We start from the raw sequence: 23,838 nt of genomic DNA on the forward strand, positions 1-23,838 counted from the left end.
TGTAAAACCAAGCGTAATGTTATAAGAAGCTCTGTGCTTTCCTGCATCCACTGTCTGAAAGAGTTGTTGTCTTGAATTCAGTGCATAAGAAAAAGTCATAGAGCTTCTTTTCGTAATCCAATATAAGTTTTTACACTACTTTTATGTTAAAAATTAAAAAATTGTATTTGTTCGTTTAAGCTCACAGCGCTTTCCCTGTTACCTTGTGCTTGGCGCAGTACATCGCTTGTTTTAGCAGCAATGGAGGTAGCTTTTTCTGCAATGTCAGAAGCTCCGGTAGCTCCTTCATTGGTAGCTATGGTTACTTCATCAATAGCCGTTTTAATGTATACTATGGATTCTTGTAGCTTATAAGCAGAGTTTTTAATTTCTGCCACCATTTCATCAAATTCACTGGCATCCCTATAATATTGCTCTCCGGTAGTTACCATGGTTTTATAATCTGCAATTACTTTGTCATCTACAAATTCCAGAAGGTTTACAGAATCCTCCACCAATTCTTCCACTGCATTAGCAACTTCGGTTGTTATATCTTCAATTTTTGATACTGCTGCTTTTGAATTCTCTGCAAGAAGCCGAATTTCATTGGCTACGACTGCAAAACCTTTACCAGCTTCTCCTGCTCTGGCAGATTCTATGGATGCATTTAAAGCTAATAAATTTGTCTGGGCTGTAATCGCTAATATGGTTTTTGACAAAGACCTGATTTCCTCTATAGCACTTGTTCTTTCAATAGAACGTCTTAACTGGTTATTGGCTTCTTCATAGATACCAACAGCATTTTTCTGAGATTCCAAGGCTGCTGCTTTCAGCTTGTCTGCTCTTTCTTTAATTTCCACTGCTAGTTGTAAGCCATTGTTGGATTTATCAGCTACTACTCCAACTTCTTTCTCAACCTCCTGAGCAGTATACCCGATTTCCTGGGTAGATGCTGCGGTTTCTTCCATGCTTGCTGACAATTCCTCTGTGGTTGCTGATATATTTTCAATATCACTGTACACATCTTTTGCACTGCCTTCTAAGATACCTGTTGAATCCTGTATATTCTGGCTTTCTGTACGTATTGTTTCCATGGTTCGGGCTATCTGTTTTTGCATTTGGAAGAAGGAACGGGTTATATCTCCCACTTCATCTTTTCTCTTGGCAAATTTTTCTTTGAGTGCAATAGTTAAGTCACCTTGCTCCATCTTTAGCATATTATTTTTAATCTGGTTAAAACCATGTGCTATACTATTTCCTAACAGGTAAGAGAGCAGGACACCAATTACTAGAACTGCCAGCAGAATTACAATAATCCAGGTTAAATATTCTGCTATCTTCGCCTCTAGTTCATAGTTGTAAATACCCACAAACCACATACCAATTGCTGTTCCGCTGCCATCAACTATGGGCATATAATATGCATCTGCCTTTTTTCCCGCAACCATGGCACTTCCAATATAGTCTGAATTGGATAAAAGCACGGTTTCTATTACATCCTCCGATGCCTGTGTACCAGTCTGGCGGTTTCCATTATCATCAATTACCGTCGTTGATACTCTTGTATCTCCTGCAAATAAGGTGGCTTGGATACCTGTATTCCCTGTAAATTGGTCAACTATATCATAATTACCATTAATTAATGTATCTCCTTTATATAGATTCTCTCCTTCTATTCTCCATTCTCCGGGATAGTTGGCATCTAACAAAGCTAGTCCTAGTTCAGAGTAATTCCCAAGTTGTTCAAGGGTTTCATCATCCACCAGTTTTGTGATTATCCGGTGAAAGGAAATACTTGTCAGTAAAATAAAACCGGTCAAAGCCAGGATAACTGCTGAAACAATCTTCCATTTAATCTTCATAAAAATACCTCGGCCATATTATGTCAAGAATTTATATTTGTTATGTAACGGCCGCCCTTTCATTAATCTCATCTTTATTACATATTGTAACATTATTTGATAATAAATGCAATGAAGCACCTTGCTTCCATTTCTGTCATTTTGTTGCATCTGCAACATACTTTATACAAATAAGAGTATACTATAGTAGTATAAAATACCAAAAGTAACAAGAAACAAATAGAAAGGAAAAATGTCTATGGAACAATCTATATTAAAAAATATTGATTTGGCTCAGGTTCTGACCTTAAAAAATCTTGTTGATTATCAACATGGGCAGATTGTTAGTAAAACTTTCGTACAAAATAAGAATGTCAGTATGACCCTATTTGCTTTTTCTAAGGGTGAAGAAATCAGTACACATTCTTCACATGGAGACGCCTTTGTCTACGTTATGGATGGAAACGGTGAATTTACCGTAGGAGATACGGTTCATAAAGTAACAGAAGGGCAGGTTTTAGTTATGCCTGCTGAGATTCCTCACGCTGTATATGCTGCAACAGATTTTAAAATGCTCTTAGTGGTTGTTTTCCCATCTTAACGATCTTCACCGGTTATTCCAAAACCTAATGCATCCTCCCAAAGTTACAGTCAACTTTATTTATAAAAAAACTGCCGGGTTCGGAATATTCTATCCGGCCTTCGGCAGTTTTTTTTATTCTATTAGAAAACAGGTACGACAGCACCTTTCCATTGTTCTTCAATGAACCTCTTAGTCTCTTCAGAAGTGACTGCTTTAATTAAAGCTTTTGTCTTATCTGTTTCTTCATTACCTGCTTTTACAACAAGCACATTAGCATAAGTAGTAGAACCCTCAGACTGGGCATCTTCTACTAAAAGTGCGTCCTCATTGGCAGAAAGACCCTCTGTTAATGCATAGTTACCGTTGATTACTGCTAATTCAACATCTTGAAGTACCTTTGCAGTCTGAGCAGCTTCTATTTCAACAATGTCTAAATTCTTAGGATTTTCAAGAATATCTTTAATGGTGGCTTCTAAACCTACACCCTCTTTTAACTTAATCAGCCCAGCTTTTTCTAATAATAATAAAGCTCTTGCTTCATTTGATGTGTCATTCGGTACTGCTACCTGCCCTTTATCAGGTATTGCATCAAGGGAAGCAGTTTTTCCGGGATAGATTCCAAGTGGTTCAAAGTGTACATTCGCTACAGATACCAGGTTTGTTCCATTATTCTTATTAAAATCATTCAGATAAGGAACATGCTGAAAGAAGTTAGCATCAAGGCTTCCATCCTCTGTTGCTGCATTCGGCTGAACATAATCCGTATATTCTACTACTTCAATGGAATAACCTTGTTCTGCCAACGCATTTTTAACAGCCTCCGAGTTTAATATTGTTGCATGAGGCTCAATAGTGGCTCCTACTACTATTTTAATTAGTTCTTTTGGTTCTTCTGTATTTGTCTCCTCTTTTACAGGTTTCTCCGTTTCACTGCCTGCTTCTGTAGGTGTTGCTCCTTGTTCAGGCGTTGTTGTATTATCATTCTCTTTTGTCCCGCATCCCACCAAAAGAGCACTGACAAGTACAAATGCCATTAAAAGTACGGATAATTTCTTCATGTTACATCTCTCCTTTTCCTCTTTTATCTATTTTTTTTGAAGCTATATGTCCAACGTTCTGTACAATCTGTACTAAAATTATTAACAGAACAATTGTTACAAACATAATATCTGGCTGGTATCTGTGATATCCATAGCGCTGTGCGATATCTCCTAGTCCCCTGCCCCCTACTGTTCCTGCCATTGCCGTATAACCTATTACCGTAATAGTTGCAAGAGAGGCTCCAAGTATAAGAGAGGGAAGTGATTCCGGTATCATTACCTTAAAGATTATCTGCAAATCCGTTGCACCCATGGCTTTTGCCGCTTCAATTACCCCATTATCAACTTCTCTTAAGGACGTTTCCACCAGACGGGCTATAAAAGGTACCGCCGCTATAATTAACGGAACTGTAGCTGCTTTGGGTCCAATGGTTGTTCCTGCAAGCAGTCTGGTTAATGGTATAACTGCTACTAACAGAATGATAAAAGGTACGGACCTTCCAATATTAATTATAATACCAAGAATTTTATTCAATATGGGTCTTGGACGAATTCCACCGTTTCTCGTAACTTCTGACAATATTCCTAAAGGTAAGCCCAGTATGTATGCTGCAAAGGTTGCGGTAAAGGTCATAAATAAGGTATCAGCAATACCCTGGGAAATCATTGCTCCATTGTCTTCTAAGAATATACGAACATACTCTAAAATATTACTCATGCTTCTGCACCTCCCAGCAAACGTTTTACAATCTCCGTAGAATTGTTGTTAAATACTTCGTCAGTAACGCCGGAAGCTGCAATTTCTGCTTTATCCAGTACTACAACTTTATTACAGATTTTCTGTACAACATTCATCTCATGGGTGATTAAAATAATCGTAACTTTAGTTTCTTCGTTTATCTTCTTAAGTAATCGTAATATAGAATCGGTGGTCATACTATCGAGAGCTGATGTTGCTTCATCACATAGCAGTACAGACGGTTTCGTTGCCAGAGCTCTTGCAATTGCAACTCTTTGTCTTTGTCCTCCGCTTAGCTTGGCAGGATAATAGTTTTCCTTTTCTTTTAAATCCACCAGCTCGAGCAATTCATCAACACGTCTGTTAATTTCTTCCTTTTTAATCTTCCTTTTATCAAAATAGCTTAAACGGTTAAAATCTTTCTGAGGTATACTGGTTACCTTAAAATCTTTTAATCTGGTAATCTCTAAACCAAAAGCAATGTTTTTTCTAACATTTTTCTGCATAAGAAGATTAAAGTTCTGAAAAATCATACCTATATTTTTGCGCAATAACAGTAATTCTTTTCTGCTTTTTCTCGTAATGTCAACACCATCAATTTCTATGATGCCTTTTGTCGGACGCTCTAACAGATTGATACAACGAACCAGGGTGCTTTTGCCTGCACCACTCATACCGATGATTCCAAAGACATCGCCATCTTCTATTTCTAAGTTAATATTTTTCAGTACTGTTAAGGTTTGTTTACCGTTCTTAAACTCCTTCGTTAATGCTTTTACTCGAATCATATCTTCACCTTTTCAATATTTTATGGGATAAACTTTTATTTCATACTTATCTGATATGATTTGTATGAATAGTTATACTTCATTTTTTGGTCATTGTCAAGTAAATCTTTGTATATGAAATAAAACAAATTAAATTTTATACATTCGACAATGATATAACATATGCAGTTATACTATATTAATAGGGTTTTTGTCAAGTAATGCAATGTGCATTTTAATACCATAATCCTTGTAAATACTGATGTTTTCTGCATAAAAAAAGTATATCTAAATTTTAGCTTGCTACTGCATTGACTTGCTAAAATCTAGATATACTTTATTTTATTGGATATCACTTCCAAATACAACTCACCTAAGTCTATAACGAAGCCAGAGTTTTATAGGTGGCATATCTGTCTTTTGCGTGTTCTTCTGCTAAAACAAATAATTCTTCGGCCGTATCCGGGAAGGTTCTTGCCAGAGAACTGTAACGAACCTGCCCCATTAAGAAATCCCTAAAGCTTTCTGTAGGTTCTTTAGAATCAAGAATAAATGGATTCTTTCCCTCCTTCTTTAATTCCGGATTATAACGGTACAAATGCCAATAACCTGCTTTTACAGCCTTTTTAATTGTTTCCATACTTCTGCCCATACCTTCTCTGATTCCATGACTGATACATGGTGCATAAGCAATTACTATAGAAGGACCTTTATAATTCTCTGCCTCACGAATAGCCTTTATCAGCTGGTTATTGTCTGCGTGGATACCTACTTGCGCAACATATACATTACCATAGGTCATCATCATGCGACCTAAATCCTTTTTACCGGATTTTTTACCGGAGGTGGCGAACTTGGCAACCGCTGCGGCCGGTGTAGATTTAGACGCCTGCCCGCCAGTATTGGAGTATACTTCGGTATCAAATACCAGGATATTGATATCTTCACCCGTAGACAGTACCTGGTCTACACCGCCATACCCTATATCATACGCCCAGCCATCACCTCCGACAATCCACTGCGAACGTTTTACCAAATAATCTTTTCTTTGTTTTATTTCTTCTATAAGCTGCATAGTCTCTGCATCTCCGGACTGGTACTGTTCTAGTGTATCCAGCAACTTAGCACTAACTTCCCTGGTTACTTCCCCGTCTTCCTTATAATGAAGCCAATCCTCCATCCGTTCCTTTAATAATGGTTCAATTGGTTTTTCAATCAGTTCGGTCATTACCGTTTCCAGTTTCCTGCGAAGCTGTTTTACTGCCAGGTACATACCAAAACCGAATTCAGCGTTATCTTCAAAAAGTGAGTTTGCCCATGCCGGACCTTGACCCTCTCTATTGGTGGAATACGCCGTACTTGGAGCTGAAGCTCCCCATATAGAAGAACAGCCGGTTGCATTGGCAATCATCATACGGTCTCCAAATAGTTGGGTAATCAGCTTAATATAAGGTGTCTCACCACAGCCTGCGCATGCACCTGAGAATTCTATAAGTGGCTCTTTAAACTGACTTTCTTTAAAGGACTTACCAAATGATATATTGTTTTTATAACCAACTTCACAGGAAGCAAACTTCCAATTTTCCACTTGAACTTCTGCTTGGGTATCGAAAGGCTTCATAACCAACGCCTTTTCCTTGGCAGGACACACATCCGCACAGTTACCGCAGCCGGTACAATCCATAGGACTGATTTGTATCTTAAAGCGAAGATTTTCTAAACTTTTCCCATTTGCTTTTAAAGTATTAAAAGTACTTGGTGCTTTACTTACTTCTTCTTCGTTTAAGAGGAAAGGACGAATAACAGCATGAGGACAAACATAGGAACACTGGTTGCATTGAATACAGTTTTCATCAATCCATTCTGGTACATTAACTGCAATACCACGCTTTTCATAAGCCGTAGATCCTGATGGAAAGGTTCCGTCTTCTCTTCCTGAAAATGCACTGACAGGCAGTTTATGCCCTTTCTGTTCTTGCATCGGACGCATGATATTCTTTACGAATTCCGGTTCTTCTACTTTCTTAGCTTGGATTTTTTCTTCGGCATTTCTCCAACCGGCAGGAATGTTTACCTTATGAATCAGGCGCACACCCTTTTCAATGGCATCATGATTCATCTTTACTACCTTCTCTCCCTTTTTATTATAGGAATAGGTAGCTGCCTCCTTTAAGGCCTTAATGAACGTATCCTCCGGTAAAATGTTAATCAGTTTAAAGAACGCTCCCTGCATAACCATATTAATACGGTTGCCAAGACCGATTTCCTCTGCTATCTTAACTGCATTGACCGTATAAAACTGTACATCTTTTTCAGCTAACAACCGTTTATAGTGTGCCGGTAAATGCTCATCCAGTTCATCATCTGACCATTGGCAATTCAGCACAAAGATACCACCTGGTTTTAAATCATCTATAACATCGTATTTATTTACATAGGACTGATTATGGCAAGCTACGTAATCCGCATTGCCGACCAGATAGGTGGATTTAATAGGCGTTTCTCCAAACCTTAGGTGAGATATGGTAATTCCGCCGGATTTTTTAGAATCATAATCAAAATATGCTTGTACTTTATTAGCTGTTTGATTACCGATAATCATAATTGCCTGTTTGTTGGCACCTACAGTACCATCGGATCCAAGTCCCCATATCTTGCAGGATTTCCTGCTTTCTGGTTCTGTAGTAAAACTCATAGCAGGCTCTAAAGAAGTACCGGTTACATCATCCTGTATACCAAGCGTAAAGCGGTTTTTAGGGCTTTTCTGTTTTAAATTTTCATAAACAGCAGCAATATCTGCCGGTCTGGTATCTTTAGAACCCAATCCAAAACGCCCTCCAACAATAACCGGTGCATTGTCTACTTCGCTAAAACATCCGCAGACATCCAGATATAATGGTTCTCCGATTGCTCCTGGTTCTTTTGTACGGTCTAGAACCGCTAACTTTTTGACGGATTTTGGCAATGCATTTATAAAATGCTTCATACTAAAGGGACGATATAGATGGATTTTTATCAATCCATACTTTTCACCCTTATTATTGCAATAATCGATGGTTTCTTCAATGGTTTCTGTGACCGAACCCATGGCTACAATTACATATTCCGCATCAGGAGCACCGTAATAATCAAACAAACCATATTTTCTGCCAGTTAAACTTCCCACTTTCTCCAGATATTCTTCTACTACCGGAATTAAATTGCAATAGAAAGGATTACTGGCTTCTCTTCCCTGAAAATAAATATCGGGATTTTGAGCAGTACCTCTGATAACCGGATGGTTTGGTGATAAAGCACGGCTTCTAAATTCTTCCAAAGCCTTATGGTCTACTAATTTGGCATAATCCTCATACTCTAGAGCCTCCACTTTTTGAATTTCATGTGAAGTACGAAATCCATCAAAAAAATGAACAAAAGGTAGTCTGCCTTTTAATGCCGATAAGTGTGCTATCGGAGCCAAGTCCATAACCTCTTGTACTGAACCGCTGGCAAGCATTGCACATCCGGTCTGTCTTACAGCCATTACATCCTGATGATCTCCAAAAATACTCAACGCATGGGTAGCAAGAGCTCTTGCACTAACATGCAAGACACCGGGCAGAAGCTCACCTGCTGCCTTATACATATTGGGAATCATAAGTAACAAGCCTTGAGAAGCCGTAAAGGTAGTTGTTAGGGCTCCTGCCTGCAAGGAACCGTGAAAAGCTCCTGCTGCACCGGCTTCTGACTGCATTTCTACTACATTTACTTCCTGATTAAATATATTTTTTCTTCCCTTTGCCGCCCAGTCATCCGTTATTTCTGCCATACCGGAGGAGGGTGTAATTGGATAAATTGCTGCAACCTCAGTAAAAGCATAGGCTGCATAGGCTGCGGCGGAATTGCCGTCCACTGTCATCTGAATCTTTGCCATAGTTTATCTCCACTTCTATATTTTTGTTTCTATCACTTTTATTGCCTACTACATCTGCTTGCAGATGTGACTTGTCCACAAATGAGGGTGCGAATTATATTATCCACTGTATATATCATGTATCCTATCAATCCGTACTTATGATAATACTTATTTCTATAGTTTACTTCCGTTATCAACCCAGTTTTTTGCTTTCTCAACATCATACTCAGCCGGTATTGCCACCTGACTTCCATCTAAAACCTTCTCTGCATTTGCCCAAGCAGCGGTACACTCACAATTGGTGGCATCAACCTCTGTTAACCTTTTGTTATCAAAGCCACTTAATGTTTTTTCTTTTTTTTCTTCCATTTCCTATATTCTCCTTTTTTATCATTCTAGATTGCCTCAGTATGTCTGTCGTCACTGCTTTACGCACATCGTATTCCGCAGGCCTGCCTGCGATACTGCCACAAGAAAAAAGTTGAAGGTTTTCGATTGTAAACCCCATTCTTATACTTAATTTTCTATCTTACACAATATGGTACATAGCAGATTTGGAATCAATATTCCCAATACTAATAAATTCTCCAAAAATTCCAGAAAATATACAATCATGAACAGCAAAAAAGATGCAAATTAAATACCAAAAAAGGAATTTGATTTGCATCTTTTTTATGACAGAACAGTTAATGTCTTATTTTATTTGTAAAATTGCAGTTATAAATTTTTTCAACTTCTTCTTTTTTCAACGGCTTGCTAAATAAATAGCCCTGAATATAGTCACAACCTCCAGCTTTTAAACGTTCATACTGCTCAATATCTTCAATTCCTTCTGCCGTGATTACCAAATGCAGACTGTGTACCAGAGCAATTAGACTGTTCATTGCTTTTATATTATCCATTCCAAGAAATTTTTCGCAAAGTGATTTATCCAGTTTGATTTTGTCTACAGGAATAAAGGTAAGGTAATTTAATGAGGAATACCCTGTTCCAAAATCATCTAAGGCAAGTCTGATTCCAAGTTTTTTAAAACTCTGGATAAACCTAGCAGTATCTGAATTATTTTCAAGAAGAATACTTTCGGTAAACTCAATTTCTATAAAATGCGGGGGTACCTTATAAAATTGCAGGGTTTTATCCAGAAAATCTACGTATTCATCATCTCTGAGTTGTTTACTGGAAAAATTTATGGCAACTGGTTTAAGTTCATAACCTTTATCTCTCCAGTCTGCAATTTGTCTTATAACCTCAGTCGTAACCCATCTGCCCATTTCTTTAATCAATCCGGTCTCTTCTGCTATCTCTATGAATTTATCCGGCGACAATTGATAATGCTTTAACCGGAGTAAGGCCTCAAATCCTTCTATTTCTGCACTCCCTACATTAACCTGGGGCTGATAAGCAAGCTCAAATCCATCTTCTTTTATTGCTGCACGAAGTATTCCTTCAATCTCTGCTTTATTTTTTACCTCATCCTGCATCTGATTGCAATAGAACATGTAATTGTTTTTTCCGTTTCGTTTTACATGATACATGGCAGTATCCACATTTATAATTAATTGATCTATATCACTACTGTCAAAAGGAAAGCAGGTAATACCGATACTGAACTGTATATAATTTTCTTTCTTTTCCAGTACAAAAGGACCGTCAAATAATTTTGTCATGTTTAATACGTAGCTTTCCACATCCTCATATTTTGAGATTCCGGATAACAAAATAAGGAATTCATCACCGCCAAATCTTGATACAAATAATTTATCATCCACAAGTCCTGATAGCCGGTCAGCAATCTCTTGTAATATCTTATCACCATAGATATGCCCCATCGTATCATTTATACTTTTAAAGTTATCTATGTCTAACAACAGGATGGCTCCGGGTATGCCAAGTGATAAGTCTTTATGTAATTTATCCATAAAGGTAAGTCTATTGGGCAGATTGGTAAGATAATCATGTCGTGCCAGATGCTCTATGTACTCCTCCTGCTCCTTCATTTTTGTAATTTCTAATAAAATACCATTGAGAATTTTATTGTCTCCCCTGTTGTCCACTTCTTTTCCTCTAACCAGTATCCAGCGTCTATTAAAATTTTCATCATAAATCGGAAGCTGAATATTAATTTTATCCGTTTTTCCTTCCTTATACCGTTGATATTCTTTAAGCACTTTTCTTTTGCCCTTTTCGTCAAAAAGAGTACAAAAAATGTTATCAATGCTTTCACGGTCACACATGGAGGAATGTATTCCACGCAGAAAATGTTTTGATATATAAAATTCCTTCTTTTCTATGTCATATTCCCAAACCGCACTTTCTGTACTTTCAATGGCTATACCGTATTTTTGATTGAGCACTTCAATCTCATCTGCATGCTCCTGTATCGTATCATACTGTGCTCTTAATTCCTCCTCAGAGGCGGTTAATTCTTCAAAAGTCTGGGTTAATTCTTCATGACTTTCCTGCAATTCCTTTTCCATTTTTCTCCGTCTTATATTATCATAGGCTAGAACTGTAATAAGTACACAGAGGAATCCTAAAACTACACTGACATTGAAAACCAATTGCTTGTTTGTATCAAAAAAACTGACTTTCCGATTTATGACTGTAGAATTCTCAGGTAATATCTTTTCATCAATGTTATATTTCTGAAGGACTTCATAGTCGAAAATGTAATAATTAGGGCTCTCCTGCACTACGGATATAGTAGATACGGGTGTTCCATTAAAGACCTTAAGTATTATATCGGCTGCCTGCCTTCCCGCCTCCTGATACGATACCATTTTTCCTCCTAGAATACCCTCCCCCACACCTCCAACCGCTGCCCTGAGAATCGGTACCTTCGTATGTTCTTTCAGCATATTTACAGCTTCCGGTATGGTGAGGCTGGCACCGGTACTATCTGTATACATGCTCATATACAGTACAATGGTATCCTCTTTAATCTCCTCCAGAATCTGCTCTAATTCCTTGAAGGTGTATAAAGAGGTATTAATACCTTTAAATTGTAAGTCACGAAAATCGTCTTCATATTGATAAAACTGTTTCCTGTCTCCCAATCCTGTTAGGGTATCGTCAAAAATTGCAACTATTTTATCCGCTGCCGGATTAAGCTTTATACCAAGTTCTATGTTGTCCCTTATAGACATTTCTTCAATAATTCCTGTTATATATTCATCTTCCTCTGCCAGTTCGGCACGGTTTACATCGTTTACCCCTAAAAAGACCACCGGTATCGTATGAAACAATTCCTCCTGATAATCCAGCACAAATTGCAGGGCATTGTCATCTCCTACAAGTATAGCATCATAGGGGGGAAGATTTTCCATCTTATATTTTAGAGTGTCGTGAAAAAGTTGAATGCTTTCCTCTGTATAAAACCGTTTGGTATCCATATACTCTAAGTCCAAGTGAACCCCTTCCGGTTCCAGCACATTGCGTATTCCATCTATCTGTTCCGGCACACTGGGAAAATTCTCATTATATGAACTAATGTATAATACTCTTTTTCTTTCTTCCCATGCATATACCCTAGGCATCAACAGTATCATAAGCAAGCTGGCAAATACAATCATAAAGCCTGTCATACATATAAAATCAAGTCTTCTTTGCTTACCATTCTCCATTTGCGTCTCCCCTTTTTTAATGTCTAGATAAACGATTTATAATTACATATTATACCATATTATACAAAGTTTCGCCACAATTATCTAAACTTTAACACAGAATAAAGCAAATGACTGAATCAACCTAGTTTACTGTTAAATATAAAAGTACTAATAGAAAAAAACTATATAATTTACTGTATATGTACTTCATGCACCCGAATCTAATTTGGAATACTGCCGTTTTTCCAATTAATTCTGTGTGAATTTACAGTAAATGATATAGTTTGTAAATGCAAATACTAAATATAGAATTAAAGTAATTCCTAATGTACTCCTGTTATATCCTTAATAACCTCTCCTGCTATAATTAAACCTGCCACTGATGGAACAAACGCTGTGCTGCCGGGAATCTGTCTTCTGTCTGTACATTTTCTTTCCGCTCCAGGCGGGCAAATACAATTTGCACGACAGCTAATGGACATGTCTTCCAAAGGTTTTCTTGCCGGTTCCTTTGAATACACTACCTTTAATTTTTTAATTCCTCTTACACGAAGTTCTTTTCTCATAACCTTGGCTAAAGGACATATTGAGGTTTTATAAATATCTGTTACTTCAAATTGAGTGGGATCTAATTTGTTACCGGCACCCATACAGCTTATAATAGGAATATTCAGTTTGTTTGCCCTTTCAACCAATTCTAATTTCGCCGTTACCGTGTCAATGGCGTCTACAACATAGGTATATTCAGAAAAATCATATTGGTCTGCAACTTCAGGGGTATAGAAGGTCTGATGGGTATTTACTACTGCCTTAGGATTAATCTCTACTATTCTTTCCTTCATAACCTCTACCTTATACTTTCCTACCGTCTTTCTAGTAGCAATAATCTGTCGGTTAATATTGGTTAAACAGACTTTATCATCATCAAATAAGTCAAAGATTCCAACTCCGCTTCTAGCCAATGCTTCTGCGGTATATCCCCCCACGCCGCCAATACCAAAAATAGCTACTCTTGCCTTGCTTAATTTATCCATCGCTTCATTGCCAAAAAGAAGCTCCGTTCTCGAAAATTGATTTAACATTTCATGCTCCTGTTATATAGGTTTCTGTTTGTGAGTCTGAATAATGATAGCATTTTCTATCTATCCTGTCAACTTACATACAAGATACTGAAATTATTTCCCAGAGCGTTTAGGTCTTCTTCTGCCAGTCTAGGGGATTCGCTTCGTCCTCAACCGAGGATGCATTTTCAGACACAGCTTAATTCTTCTCCCGAAAAGAATAATTGAATTGCTTCTTCCCTGATACGTTTAAAATACGCAAAAGTAAGCAGTGCTTCTTCAACGTTATGATATACCTTCCAATAACCACATAAAAGATAATTTTCTCCATTATTCTTAACGTACTCTTCTACATCTTCAATTGGATATCCTAAGAATATTCCAACTTCATGTGGAAAATCAAATTCTGCCTCTCTCTTGTACTTCTGAAATCTTGCCTGAAATACCTTCAGATTAAATGACAACAATCGTTCCTGTATTTTATAACCATGGTTTTTTAACAATGGATTATTTCCATACTTTTTTAAAATCTCTTCTAAAAGTTCAGGCTGGTAAACCAGGACATATAGTACTTTTTCATTTTCATGCAGAAGCTCACAGCAACAGCTAAATCTTGCTGCCTCCGCTACTAATGTGCGAAAAAAAATTTCTTCCTTCTCTATATACCTTTTCTGAAAAGTAACCAAGCTTGATGGTTTGTGCTTAAACAATGTGGGCATACAACTATTGGCAAACGTAAAGATTATATAAGATAGCATCTTATCTTCCCTCATGTTGAATATATCCTCACTCATAATAAACTCCTATCTCTGCGCTCTACTGCTCCTAGCACTTGCACACGTGTTAATCAGGCTGTTAAAAAAACAAAATACTGGAAATACAGGTAATAAATAATTATACTGCTTACATATACTTGCTTGTCAATTTTGATTCTCATTCTCATTTATTACTTTTATCATATTTTAGAAATCCTTATTTGTCAATATAATTTTTGAGAACAATTATCATTTATCGAATCTTGCGTTATTAGTTTTTGCAAAAATAATAGAAATAAACCCCAACTTATAATTAATTTAAGCTGGGGTCTTTTTCCAATTTCACTTTATCGAATTTATCTTTACCTATATGACAGTAGCCACCCGGATTTTTATCTAAATAGCTTTGATGGTACTCTTCAGCCGTATAGTAATTATCTAATGGAGATACTTCTATGGCTATGGGGGCTTCATAATGCTTTTGAAGCTCTTTTATAGAGGCTTCAATTACTGGTAAGTCCTCTTTATCAACATAATAGATACCTGTTCTGTACTGAGTTCCTTTATCCGGTCCCTGTTTGTTTACGGAAGTCGGATCGATAACCCGATAATACAAATCCAGAAGAAAAGAGAGACTAATTACATTCGTGTTATAAACAACCTTAACTGTTTCTGCATGACCTGTATCATGGCGGCATACCTCTTCATATGAAGGATTTTGCGTCCGGCCATTGGCATACCCTACACCGGTTTCTGATACTCCCTGAATACACGCAAAATACTTTTCCGTACCCCAGAAGCATCCTCCTGCTAAATAGATGGTTTTCTCATTATTATCACTAATATTCATTGTCTTCTCCTTTCACTTTTTATATCCTTAGGTAATTGCAACTTAATTTAATAAATTTCTCATTTTAATTTAAAATACGCAGGATATTGCTCCATTAGTTCAATCTTATTTAGTTTATACCGGGACAAATGGTCTGTAATGACTTCTTTTGCCAGTTCTTTATCCTTATTTCTGATTGCGTCGACTAATTTTTTATGATCCGATATGTTTTTAGAATCCTTGATAACCGATAGGCTTAATCTTCTGACACGGTCAAAATGAGTCATCATGCCGCTGATTAAATCATACGTAAATTTCTTATTATTAATGGTAAACAGTAACTCATGAAATTCATTATCTAATTGCAGCAACTTATCTTTAGCTCCTCTTTCCAGATAAAAATCCTGCAATCTTAATATTTCTTCCAGCGCAAGAAGGTTTTCCTCACTTGCTGCATCACAGGACTCCATAACCATAGTTTGTTCTAAGAGCAGACGAACAAATCTTGCCTCTTCTACCAATTCATTATCAATTAAGGAGATAAAGCTTCCCCTTTGGGGATAAATTTCTACTACTTTTAGTTTACTAAGCTCTATCAATGCTTCTCTTACAGGCGTTCTGCTAATTCCCATCTCTTCTGCAAGTTCATTTTCACTTACCATACTGCCAGGAGTAAGCTCCAGAGAAATAATATTGTATTTTATAACCCGGAAAGCATATTCCCTGGCGGTTTCTTTCTCCATTCGTTCCATTGTATACATTGCTTTCCTCCACTTTCCTATATTTCCCTGCTGCTTACTCATGACTTTATAAAATAAATTTTTGTCTTTTTCTGGTGTACCTATGTTATTATAAATGTTGCTCTTCGTCAAGATACTTTTTCAAAGTGTCTCGAACGGCGCCCTCTCCCTTTATCATTTCTTTAAAGAAGCCTTCGATTTTCTCACCCAAACCAACCTTATATAAATCAACACCAAAGATTAAATCATTTGACAATATATCTTTAAGACACTTAGTAACATCTATATTCTCTCCCAAGTTAATATCAGAAAATAGGGGTACTAAATGATTCAGCATCGGATCAGGACTTAACTCAAATGGTTGTCCCTTATCATTAACCCCCATTAAATAACGGCACCAACCAGCTAATACTAGAGGTATAAATGTAAGCTGCGTCACATCTAAATCCGGTCGCTCTATATACGCCTTAATTGTTTCACCAAACCGAATACTTAGCTTTTGTGAGGTATCACAGGCGATTCGTTGCGGTGTGTCTGGCATAAATGGATTAGGAAGCCTTACACTTAAGACTTCTTGTAGAAAATCGGCAGGTTTAATGATACCCGGATCAACTACTACCGGAAGCCCTTCCTGATATCCGATTTTTTTAATCAGCGCAGTTAACTCCTGATCCTTCATCTCATCTGATATTTTATCATAAGACAAAAGACAACCAAAGATAGCCAATGCTGTATGCAAAGGATTTAAGCAGGTACACACCTTCATTTTTTCAACCTTATCAACGGTAGCCCTGTCGGTATATATAATTCCGCCCAAGTCTAACGGCAGTTTTCCATTGTTAAACGCATCCTCTATAACCAGATATTGTGGTGCTTCAGCATTTACAAAAGGTGCAATGTACGTATTCTTTGATGTAATATAGGCCTCCGTATCTTCAAAACCGTCTGCTTTTAAAATTTCCAGAACAGAGTCTGCTGGTCTTGGTGTAATTTTATCAATCATAGACCAAGGATAGGAGATGTCTTCGGATACATATTCAAGAAATTCAGGTGCTGTAATCCCGTTTTCCACCCATATTTTCGCAAATGACGTTACTGCTTCCTTTAATTTGCTTCCATTGTGGGAGCAATTATCCATACTTACTAAAGCTAAGGGAAGTTTTCCTTGCAAATTCCCTGGAAGTTTTCCTGCTAAAAATCTTTCGTAGCATAGTGCTACCAGCTTACCAATATAACTTTCTGCCTGCTTTGGATTATTTTTAAAGTCCTTTGCAACAGCAGGCATGTACTCTCCATTCTGACTTTTTAAACTATATCCCTTTTCAGTAATAGTAAATGACACTACCTTAAGACTCGGGTTTTTAAAGATTTCTACCAACCGGTTCCAGTCAGATGTATTAGCAGTATCTACACATAAAGCCTCTGCCACACTGGCTATCACTTTCTTTTGTAAATTTCCGTCCGGCATTAAGGTAACTAAAAGCGTCAAATTATCACTATTTTTATAGCTGTGTTCTATAATTTCATAGTCATAGCCCTCTGCTACTATAATTCCACTTTCCATAATGCCTTGGTTTAAAAGCTCCTGGCATACAGCAGCCGGAAATGCTCTAAATATATTGCCCCCGCCAAAGTGTACCCACTCCGGTTTATGCTTTGTATTTTCTTTCATTTTCTCTATTGAAAAAGCAGGAATTTCATACCCCTTCTCTTCCCATTGCTGTCTATTATTAAGTTCGTCTAGTTTTAACTTCATAATACCTCCATTCCAACTGCCCTGAAACCTCTAGCCCTACTACAGCCAATATTGTATTTTAATAGTTCCGGGTTTTTAATGTGATTTTTCAATAGCCTCAAGTAAGCCGTTCAAATAAGTTGCGCCTAAGGCTCTGTCATACAGACCGTAGCCGGGCATAGATACTTCTCCCCAGATTGCTCGTCCATGGTCAGGACGGATAGGTCCATCAAACTCCGTTTCATATAAAGCTTTCATAATTTCATACATATCAAAAGAACCGTCACTAGATAAATGTGCTGCTTCATCAAATTTACCGGGCGCGTGGTGAATGAGATTTCTGACATGTGCAAAATGAATTCTTCCCTTAGCTGCATGTATTATACCACATAAATCATTGTTTGGATTAGAACCATAGGAGCCGGAACAAAACGTTAAACCATTGAATTTTGCGTCTACTGCCTTTAAAAGCCTTATTACATTTTCTTTATTTGTTACAATTCTTGGAAGATTAAATACCGGCCAAGCTGGATCATCCGGGTGAATTGCCATTTTTATATCATATTGCTCACAAACCGATTGAATTCTCTTTAAGAAATATACAAGATTTTCAAACAGCTTCTCACTGTCCACATCCTTATATTTTTCAAATAGCTCTTTTACGCGTCCAAGACGTTCTGGTTCCCAGCCCGGAAGAACGAAACCATTACTCTTTTTGTCAATTTCATTAAACATTTTTATGGGATCTATTTTATCAATTATTTCCTGATCGTAGGATAATACAGTGGAACCATCTGGCCTTACCTTTGCTAAATCAGCTCGGGTCCAGTCAAATACAGGCATAAAATTATAACATACCAAATGGATATCAGCCTTTCCCAAATTCTCAAGAGTAGTTATATAATTATCGATATACCCTTCTCTGTCCGGTAAACCAATCTTTATAGAATCATGGATATTAACACTTTCTATTCCTGCAAGCTCTAGACCACCGGCGTTTACTTCTCCTTTTAATTTTAATATATCTTCTAAAGTCCAGGCCTCTCCCGCCGGAATATCATAAAGAGTTGTGATTACTCCTTTTACTCCGGGAATTTGTCTAATTTGCTCCAATGTAACGGAATCATGTTTACTACCAAACCAACGTAATGTCATTTGCATAATAGTTTATCTCCTTTTTTATTCTACTTGTATACTAGTATATTAAAAACCTTCTGAATTGTCAAGTAAATCGCAATTAAACCTAACAAAAAGGAGGTTCCTCTCCTTCTATCAATCAATTTATTTCTGACTATAATAAGAAGAGGAACCTTTTGTTAAAACATATCACAATTAGGAGGCAGGATATATTTTAAGTGCTTGATATTATTCGATGGTTAAACCGGCACTTGCATAGCCAACAATAGCTGTTGCTATATCAAGTCCTGCGGTTACAGCAGGCGTAAATATCAACAATAAACGTGTTCCAGCAGTAACCGGGATGGATAAACCACTGGTGATACCACTTGAAATTTCACCAATGGAAATTAACCCGGTAAGGGGAGGAGTTAAAGTTACGGATGCTCCGGGTACGGCGGTAAAGGTATTATTTGGTACAGTAGATCTATACAACTGTGCAGTAATTGCTACAGTTGAACCTATTAGTGAAACTGCTGCTGTAGTACTAAAATAACCTGCTAAGGATGTTATTGTACCGTCTCTTGGAACTGAGAAAGCAAAATTCAGTAATGGCAGTGTATTAATAATAATAGAACCACCCAGTATCTCAATTTCCGGTGCAGCGCTGCCGAAACCTATGGCAGCAGAAGTATTTAAAATACCTCCTAACACGGTTGTTAATGGCACTGGAATTCCAGAAGCAAACGGTATTATTGCACCTGCTCCTGCTGGTCCTGGAGGACCTTGTGGGCCTTCCGGACCCGTTGGACCGGTCGGACCTGCTGGACCTGTTGGACCTGTTGGGCCTTCTGGACCTGTTGGACCCGTTGGACCTTCCGGACCTGTCGGGCCTGTCGGACCCGTTGGACCTGTTGGACCCGCTGGGCCTTCTGGACCGGTCGGACCTGCCGGACCTTCTGGACCGGTTGGGCCTTCTGGGCCTGTCGGACCCGTTGGACCTTCTGGACCGGTCGGACCGGTCGGACCCGTTGGACCGGTTGGACCGGTTGGACCTTCTGGGCCGGTTGGACCGGTCGGACCTTGCGGACCGGTTGGGCCTTCTGGGCCTGTCGGACCTTCTGGACCCGTTGGACCAGTTAGACCTTGCGGACCTGCTGGACCTTCTGGGCCGGTCGGACCTTCTGGACCCGTTGGACCGGTTAGACCTTGCGGACCCGTTGGACCTTCTGGACCTTCTGGACCGGTCGGACCTGCTGGACCTGTTGGACCAGTTAGACCTTGCGGACCCGTTGGACCTTCTGGACCGGTCGGACCTGCTGGACCCGTTGGACCGGTTAGACCTTGCGGACCTGCTGGACCTTCTGGACCGGTGGGGCCTTCTGGGCCAACTGGACCCGTTGAACCGGTTGGACCTGCTGGGCCTTGCGGACCTATGGGCCCTTCTGGGCCAACTGGACCCGTTACTCCTGCTGGACCTTGGGCTCCTGTTGCTCCTGTTGATCCCGGAGGGCCTGCCGGACCGGCTTCACCCTGAGGACCTTCTGGACCGGTTGCTCCTGCCGGACCTTGGGCTCCTGCCGGACCTGAGGCTCCTGTTGCTCCCTGAGGACCTGCGGGACCTCTAGGACCCATCGGACCTACTGGCCCGGGTGGTCCGGGCGGTCCGGGCGGTCCCGGCGGTCCCGGCGGCGGGCATGGAGGATGGCATGGATCGGGCTTATAGCAATCTCTACCTGGCCGCCAAGAGTTGGCATAATCTGCTGCCGCTACATCACGCGTGTCTTTTTTGTTTATTGAGTCATCTGCATTAGAATAATACTTATCAATACTCATGCAAAAACCCCTTTCATTTAGGTTATGGATTTTTACAATCCATACTCTATATTTATGTAAATTTCGAAAAAATGTGCATTATAATTCTTTTTCATTCGTCTTTTTTACCGTTTATTTTATTTAATTTTACTAAAATTATTATAAGTAATTATTATGCTTATATCCTGAGAAAAGGGGCTGTAAAAAAACTCCCCTAAAAGAAAAATCGCTGAGGTCATGAGACTTCAGCGATTTTTTGGTATAATTAATTATGCAAATAAATAAAAACACCAATGATAATTATACAGTACGTCAGCTGAAATTACCATTGGAAATCGAAAAATTAATTAATATATCTGATCCAGTATACACGTTCTGTGAGGTGATGGATCACATCGACCTATCAAAATATTTTGTAGAGAAAGGCTACAGAACAGGTCGTCCAAGATGTGATGAACAGAAACTCCTTAAAGTGATACTCTTTGCCTTCATGGAGCACGGAATTAGTTCTCTGCGTGAAATAGAAAAACTCTGTAGGAATGATATACGATACCTGTATCTTCTTGATGAGATGAAGGCTCCTTCTTTTGCGACCTTTGGCAATCTTATACGCAATGAACTAACAGATTCCATAGAACAGATTTTTATTGACTTAAACAGTTACATTTTTGAAAAGGAGCATGTGGACCTGGAGCATACTTACATAGATGGAACAAAAATGGAAGCGAATGCCAACCGATATACCTGGGTATGGAAAAAGTCTTGTACAAAAAACCGAGGAAAGGTTTATGAAAAGATATCCACGCTAATTGATGCAATGAACCAGGAAGTATTAGGATATTTCGGTGTAAAACTTGATAAGAGAGATGAGTATGCTGTCGAATATGTATCTGAACTCTTGGAAATGTACAAGAATGCAACAAATCTGGTGGAATCCACGTTTGTATCTGGTTGTGGTCATAGAAAAAGCCTTCCGCAAAAACAATATCAGGAATTAGAGGGGTATCTAGAACGATTAAAGACATATGCACATCATATAGAAGTTTGTGGCGATGAAAGAAACAGTTATTCCAAAACCGATCACGATGCCACTTTTATGCGCATAAAACGGGATTATATGGGGAATGATCAGCTTCTCCCAGCGTACAATCTACAGACCGCTGTCTGTGATGAATATATAGCGGTAGTTGATGTAAAACCATATGCATCAGATATGGAATGCTTTGTTCCTTTGATGGAAAAATTCAATGAAATCTATGGTCATTATCCAAAGTATCCAGTTGCAGATGCAGGCTATGGTTCCTATAATAACTATCTTTACTGTGAAGAGCATGGGATGGAAAAATATATGAAATTTACCATGTTCAAAAAAGAAACATCCGATAAGAAGTATCATGAAAATCCATATCGCGCAGTCAACTTTAAAAGAGACGAGAATGGAAATTTAATATGCCCAAATGGAAAGACTTTTCACTTTAAAAGCAAACAACATGTCTATAAAAACAAATACAGCAGAACCGAAGAAATCTATGAATGCAAATCATGTGAAGGCTGCCAGTTTAAAAACGATTGTTGTCCTAAGGCAAGCAAAAATAGAACTATTCGAATGAATCAGGAATTAACATCAATACATCAAGAGGTAATGACAAATCTTGAATCAATACATGGCGCACTGTTGAGAATGAATCGTAGTATTCAAGCGGAAGGAACCTTTGGTATTTTAAAATGGAATAAATCCTACAAAAGATTATTTCGAAGAGGTGAGAAAAACGCAATTCTTGAACTCACACTGATTTCTTGTGGTTTTAATCTTTATAAATATCATAATAAAAAACAGAGAAACAAGTTGGCTGCTTAAAATCCAAGAACTATACTCACAGCTTTATTAAGTGCACGCTTTTTTATGGAAAAATCAATCATAATCATAAAAAATAAATAAAAAAAAGAAGAATCACCAGAACCGGCATCTGTCGGAACTGGCGATTCTTAATTAAGGACTTATTTTACAGCCCCTTCAGAGGTGAGATATCTGCTGTAAACTATATAATAACTAGTTAATTATCAGTAACTATGATAATTTTAATATTGTAAGAGATGAAATAACGCTGCCTGGTGCAAGTACCGGGAAGCCTATTGTCACAAATGAATTATTAGATACTGTTATTGTTGAAGGGGCCGTAGTTACTTCTACTAGTGCTGTGATATCGATTTCATTCGTTGCAGCAAGTGCTCCTGCTGTTCCACCCGGAACCGGATTTCCATTCAGGTTAATAGATACCGACGTCAGTGCTCCTACCACATTAGTTTCAAAGGTAACCTGATATACACCCGTTTCAAGAAGTGTTGTATCTGTACTATTAGGCAGTGAAAACCCACTTGGCACCGCCGGTACATTTCCCGAACCAAATGCAAAGTCATCACCACCTAGTATTGTTATTGCCGGATTTGTACTATAACGATACAAATATGCTGCCAAGCCTCCTGCCGGACCTGCCGGGCCTTGGGGACCTACCGGACCCTGAGCACCCGTGGCTCCTGTTGGACCTGCCGGACCTTGGGGACCTGTTGCTCCTACCGAGCCCTGAGGACCTGCCGGACCTTGGGGACCTATTGGACCTGGATCTCCTTGCGGGCCCTGCGCTCCTGTTGCTCCTGTAGAACCCTGGGCTCCTGCCGGACCTGCCTCGCCTTGGGGACCTGCCGGGCCTGCTTCACCTTGAGGGCCCTGCGGGCCTGGCACTCCTGCCGGACCTTGGGCTCCTGCCGGACCTGCTTCGCCTTGAGGACCCTGCGGGCCTGGATCACCTTGTGCACCCTGAGGGCCTTGAGGACCTGTCGCTCCAGTTGCTCCCGTTAATCCAATCGGACCTTGTTCTCCTTGCGGACCTGTTGGCCCAATCGAACCTGATGCTCCTGCTGTACCTGTTGCTCCTGTTGCTCCCGTTGCTCCTGCCGGACCCTGTGGTCCTGGAGGACCTGCCGGGCCTGCCGGGCCTCTGGGTCCTATTGGACCTATCATACCTGTTGGTCCTGGAGGTCCGGGGGGGCCCGGAGGTCCGGGCGGTCCGGGCGGTGGGCATGGTGACGGAGGGCATGGAGGTCTGCATCCATCATTAGGCCTTCCTTGATTCCAGGAATTACTCATTGCGGACACACTCTTTTTATCTATATTAGACTTGTCATTAGATGAATTATAGTCAGTGTTCATGCAAAAACTCCTTTCCACTTCATTCAGGAATTAATATCCTACATTATAAATATGGTTTTTGCAAAAAAATGTGCTGCAAAATTCACCAGCATTCCAAGAAATATTTCTTTATATCAGTTTTTCTTAGTTG

At 39.0% G+C, this 23,838-nt stretch carries 17 protein-coding genes; 2 read left to right on the top strand and 15 right to left on the bottom strand.

Features of this window, described 5'->3' with window-relative positions; translation table 11 throughout:
- Positions 1–146: 146 nt before the first annotated feature.
- Positions 147–1,841: a methyl-accepting chemotaxis protein gene (locus acsn021_RS15660; protein ID WP_184095640.1), complete on the bottom strand. Its 1,695-nt coding sequence runs from the start codon at positions 1,839–1,841 to the stop codon at positions 147–149.
- Between the two features lie 238 nt (positions 1,842–2,079).
- On the opposite strand from acsn021_RS15660, the gene acsn021_RS15665 reads away from it, so the two are divergent.
- Positions 2,080–2,421, top strand: a complete 342-nt coding sequence (locus acsn021_RS15665; protein WP_184095638.1) for a cupin domain-containing protein — start codon at positions 2,080–2,082, stop codon at positions 2,419–2,421.
- A 122-nt stretch (positions 2,422–2,543) separates the two neighbouring features.
- Here the strand turns inward: acsn021_RS15665 and acsn021_RS15670 are convergent, their stop codons facing one another.
- The 13 genes from acsn021_RS15670 to acsn021_RS15730 form a co-directional block, all read right to left on the bottom strand.
- Positions 2,544–3,461, bottom strand: a complete 918-nt coding sequence (locus acsn021_RS15670) for a MetQ/NlpA family ABC transporter substrate-binding protein (protein ID WP_184095636.1) — start codon at positions 3,459–3,461, stop codon at positions 2,544–2,546.
- A gap of 1 nt (position 3,462) precedes the next feature.
- Positions 3,463–4,161, bottom strand: a complete 699-nt coding sequence (locus acsn021_RS15675; protein WP_184095634.1) for a methionine ABC transporter permease — start codon at positions 4,159–4,161, stop codon at positions 3,463–3,465.
- Positions 4,158–4,970 (bottom strand): methionine ABC transporter ATP-binding protein, encoded by an 813-nt coding sequence (locus acsn021_RS15680; protein ID WP_184095632.1) that lies wholly within the window; start codon positions 4,968–4,970, stop codon positions 4,158–4,160. The genes acsn021_RS15675 and acsn021_RS15680 overlap by 4 nt, the downstream gene beginning before the upstream one ends.
- Before the next feature lie 358 nt (positions 4,971–5,328).
- Entirely contained in the window at positions 5,329–8,862 is a 3,534-nt protein-coding gene (gene nifJ, locus acsn021_RS15685) for a pyruvate:ferredoxin (flavodoxin) oxidoreductase (protein WP_184095630.1), read from the bottom strand.
- 156 nt (positions 8,863–9,018) lie between these two features.
- The gene (locus acsn021_RS15690) at positions 9,019–9,213 is read right to left on the bottom strand and encodes a CDIF630_02480 family spore surface protein (protein WP_184095628.1); all 195 of its coding nucleotides are present in this window, start codon (positions 9,211–9,213) and stop codon (positions 9,019–9,021) included.
- Positions 9,214–9,530: 317 nt separating this feature from the next.
- On the bottom strand, positions 9,531–12,467 hold the full coding sequence (locus tag acsn021_RS15695; protein ID WP_184095626.1) for an ABC transporter substrate binding protein: 2,937 nt from the start codon (positions 12,465–12,467) through the stop codon (positions 9,531–9,533).
- Positions 12,468–12,772: 305 nt separating this feature from the next.
- Complete coding sequence (locus acsn021_RS15700; protein ID WP_184095624.1) at positions 12,773–13,531, bottom strand: tRNA threonylcarbamoyladenosine dehydratase; 759 nt, start codon at positions 13,529–13,531, stop codon at positions 12,773–12,775.
- 167 nt (positions 13,532–13,698) lie between these two features.
- Complete coding sequence (locus tag acsn021_RS15705; RefSeq protein ID WP_184095622.1) at positions 13,699–14,304, bottom strand: DUF3793 family protein; 606 nt, start codon at positions 14,302–14,304, stop codon at positions 13,699–13,701.
- Between the two features lie 274 nt (positions 14,305–14,578).
- Positions 14,579–15,115, bottom strand: coding sequence for a peptide-methionine (S)-S-oxide reductase MsrA (gene msrA / locus acsn021_RS15710; protein ID WP_184095620.1), 537 nt, complete (start codon positions 15,113–15,115; stop codon positions 14,579–14,581).
- Positions 15,116–15,174: 59 nt separating this feature from the next.
- Positions 15,175–15,855: a GntR family transcriptional regulator gene (locus acsn021_RS15715; RefSeq protein ID WP_184095618.1), complete on the bottom strand. Its 681-nt coding sequence runs from the start codon at positions 15,853–15,855 to the stop codon at positions 15,175–15,177.
- Between the two features lie 88 nt (positions 15,856–15,943).
- Positions 15,944–17,590 (bottom strand): mannitol dehydrogenase family protein, encoded by a 1,647-nt coding sequence (locus acsn021_RS15720; RefSeq protein ID WP_184095616.1) that lies wholly within the window; start codon positions 17,588–17,590, stop codon positions 15,944–15,946.
- Positions 17,591–17,665: 75 nt separating this feature from the next.
- Positions 17,666–18,730 (bottom strand): mannonate dehydratase, encoded by a 1,065-nt coding sequence (uxuA, locus tag acsn021_RS15725; protein WP_184095615.1) that lies wholly within the window; start codon positions 18,728–18,730, stop codon positions 17,666–17,668.
- Positions 18,731–18,934: 204 nt separating this feature from the next.
- Positions 18,935–20,521 (bottom strand): exosporium glycoprotein BclB-related protein, encoded by a 1,587-nt coding sequence (locus tag acsn021_RS15730; protein WP_184095613.1) that lies wholly within the window; start codon positions 20,519–20,521, stop codon positions 18,935–18,937.
- Positions 20,522–20,771: 250 nt separating this feature from the next.
- Between acsn021_RS15730 and acsn021_RS15735 the strand changes: the two genes are divergently transcribed.
- Entirely contained in the window at positions 20,772–22,358 is a 1,587-nt protein-coding gene (locus acsn021_RS15735; RefSeq protein ID WP_184096195.1) for a transposase, read from the top strand.
- A 210-nt stretch (positions 22,359–22,568) separates the two neighbouring features.
- On the opposite strand, the gene acsn021_RS15740 is transcribed toward acsn021_RS15735, so the two are convergent.
- On the bottom strand, positions 22,569–23,708 hold the full coding sequence (locus acsn021_RS15740; protein WP_184096006.1) for a hypothetical protein: 1,140 nt from the start codon (positions 23,706–23,708) through the stop codon (positions 22,569–22,571).
- Positions 23,709–23,838 lie beyond the last annotated feature (130 nt).

The sequence above is a fragment of the Anaerocolumna cellulosilytica genome, assembly GCF_014218335.1.
Classification (GTDB): Bacteria; Bacillota; Clostridia; order Lachnospirales; family Lachnospiraceae; genus Anaerocolumna; species Anaerocolumna cellulosilytica.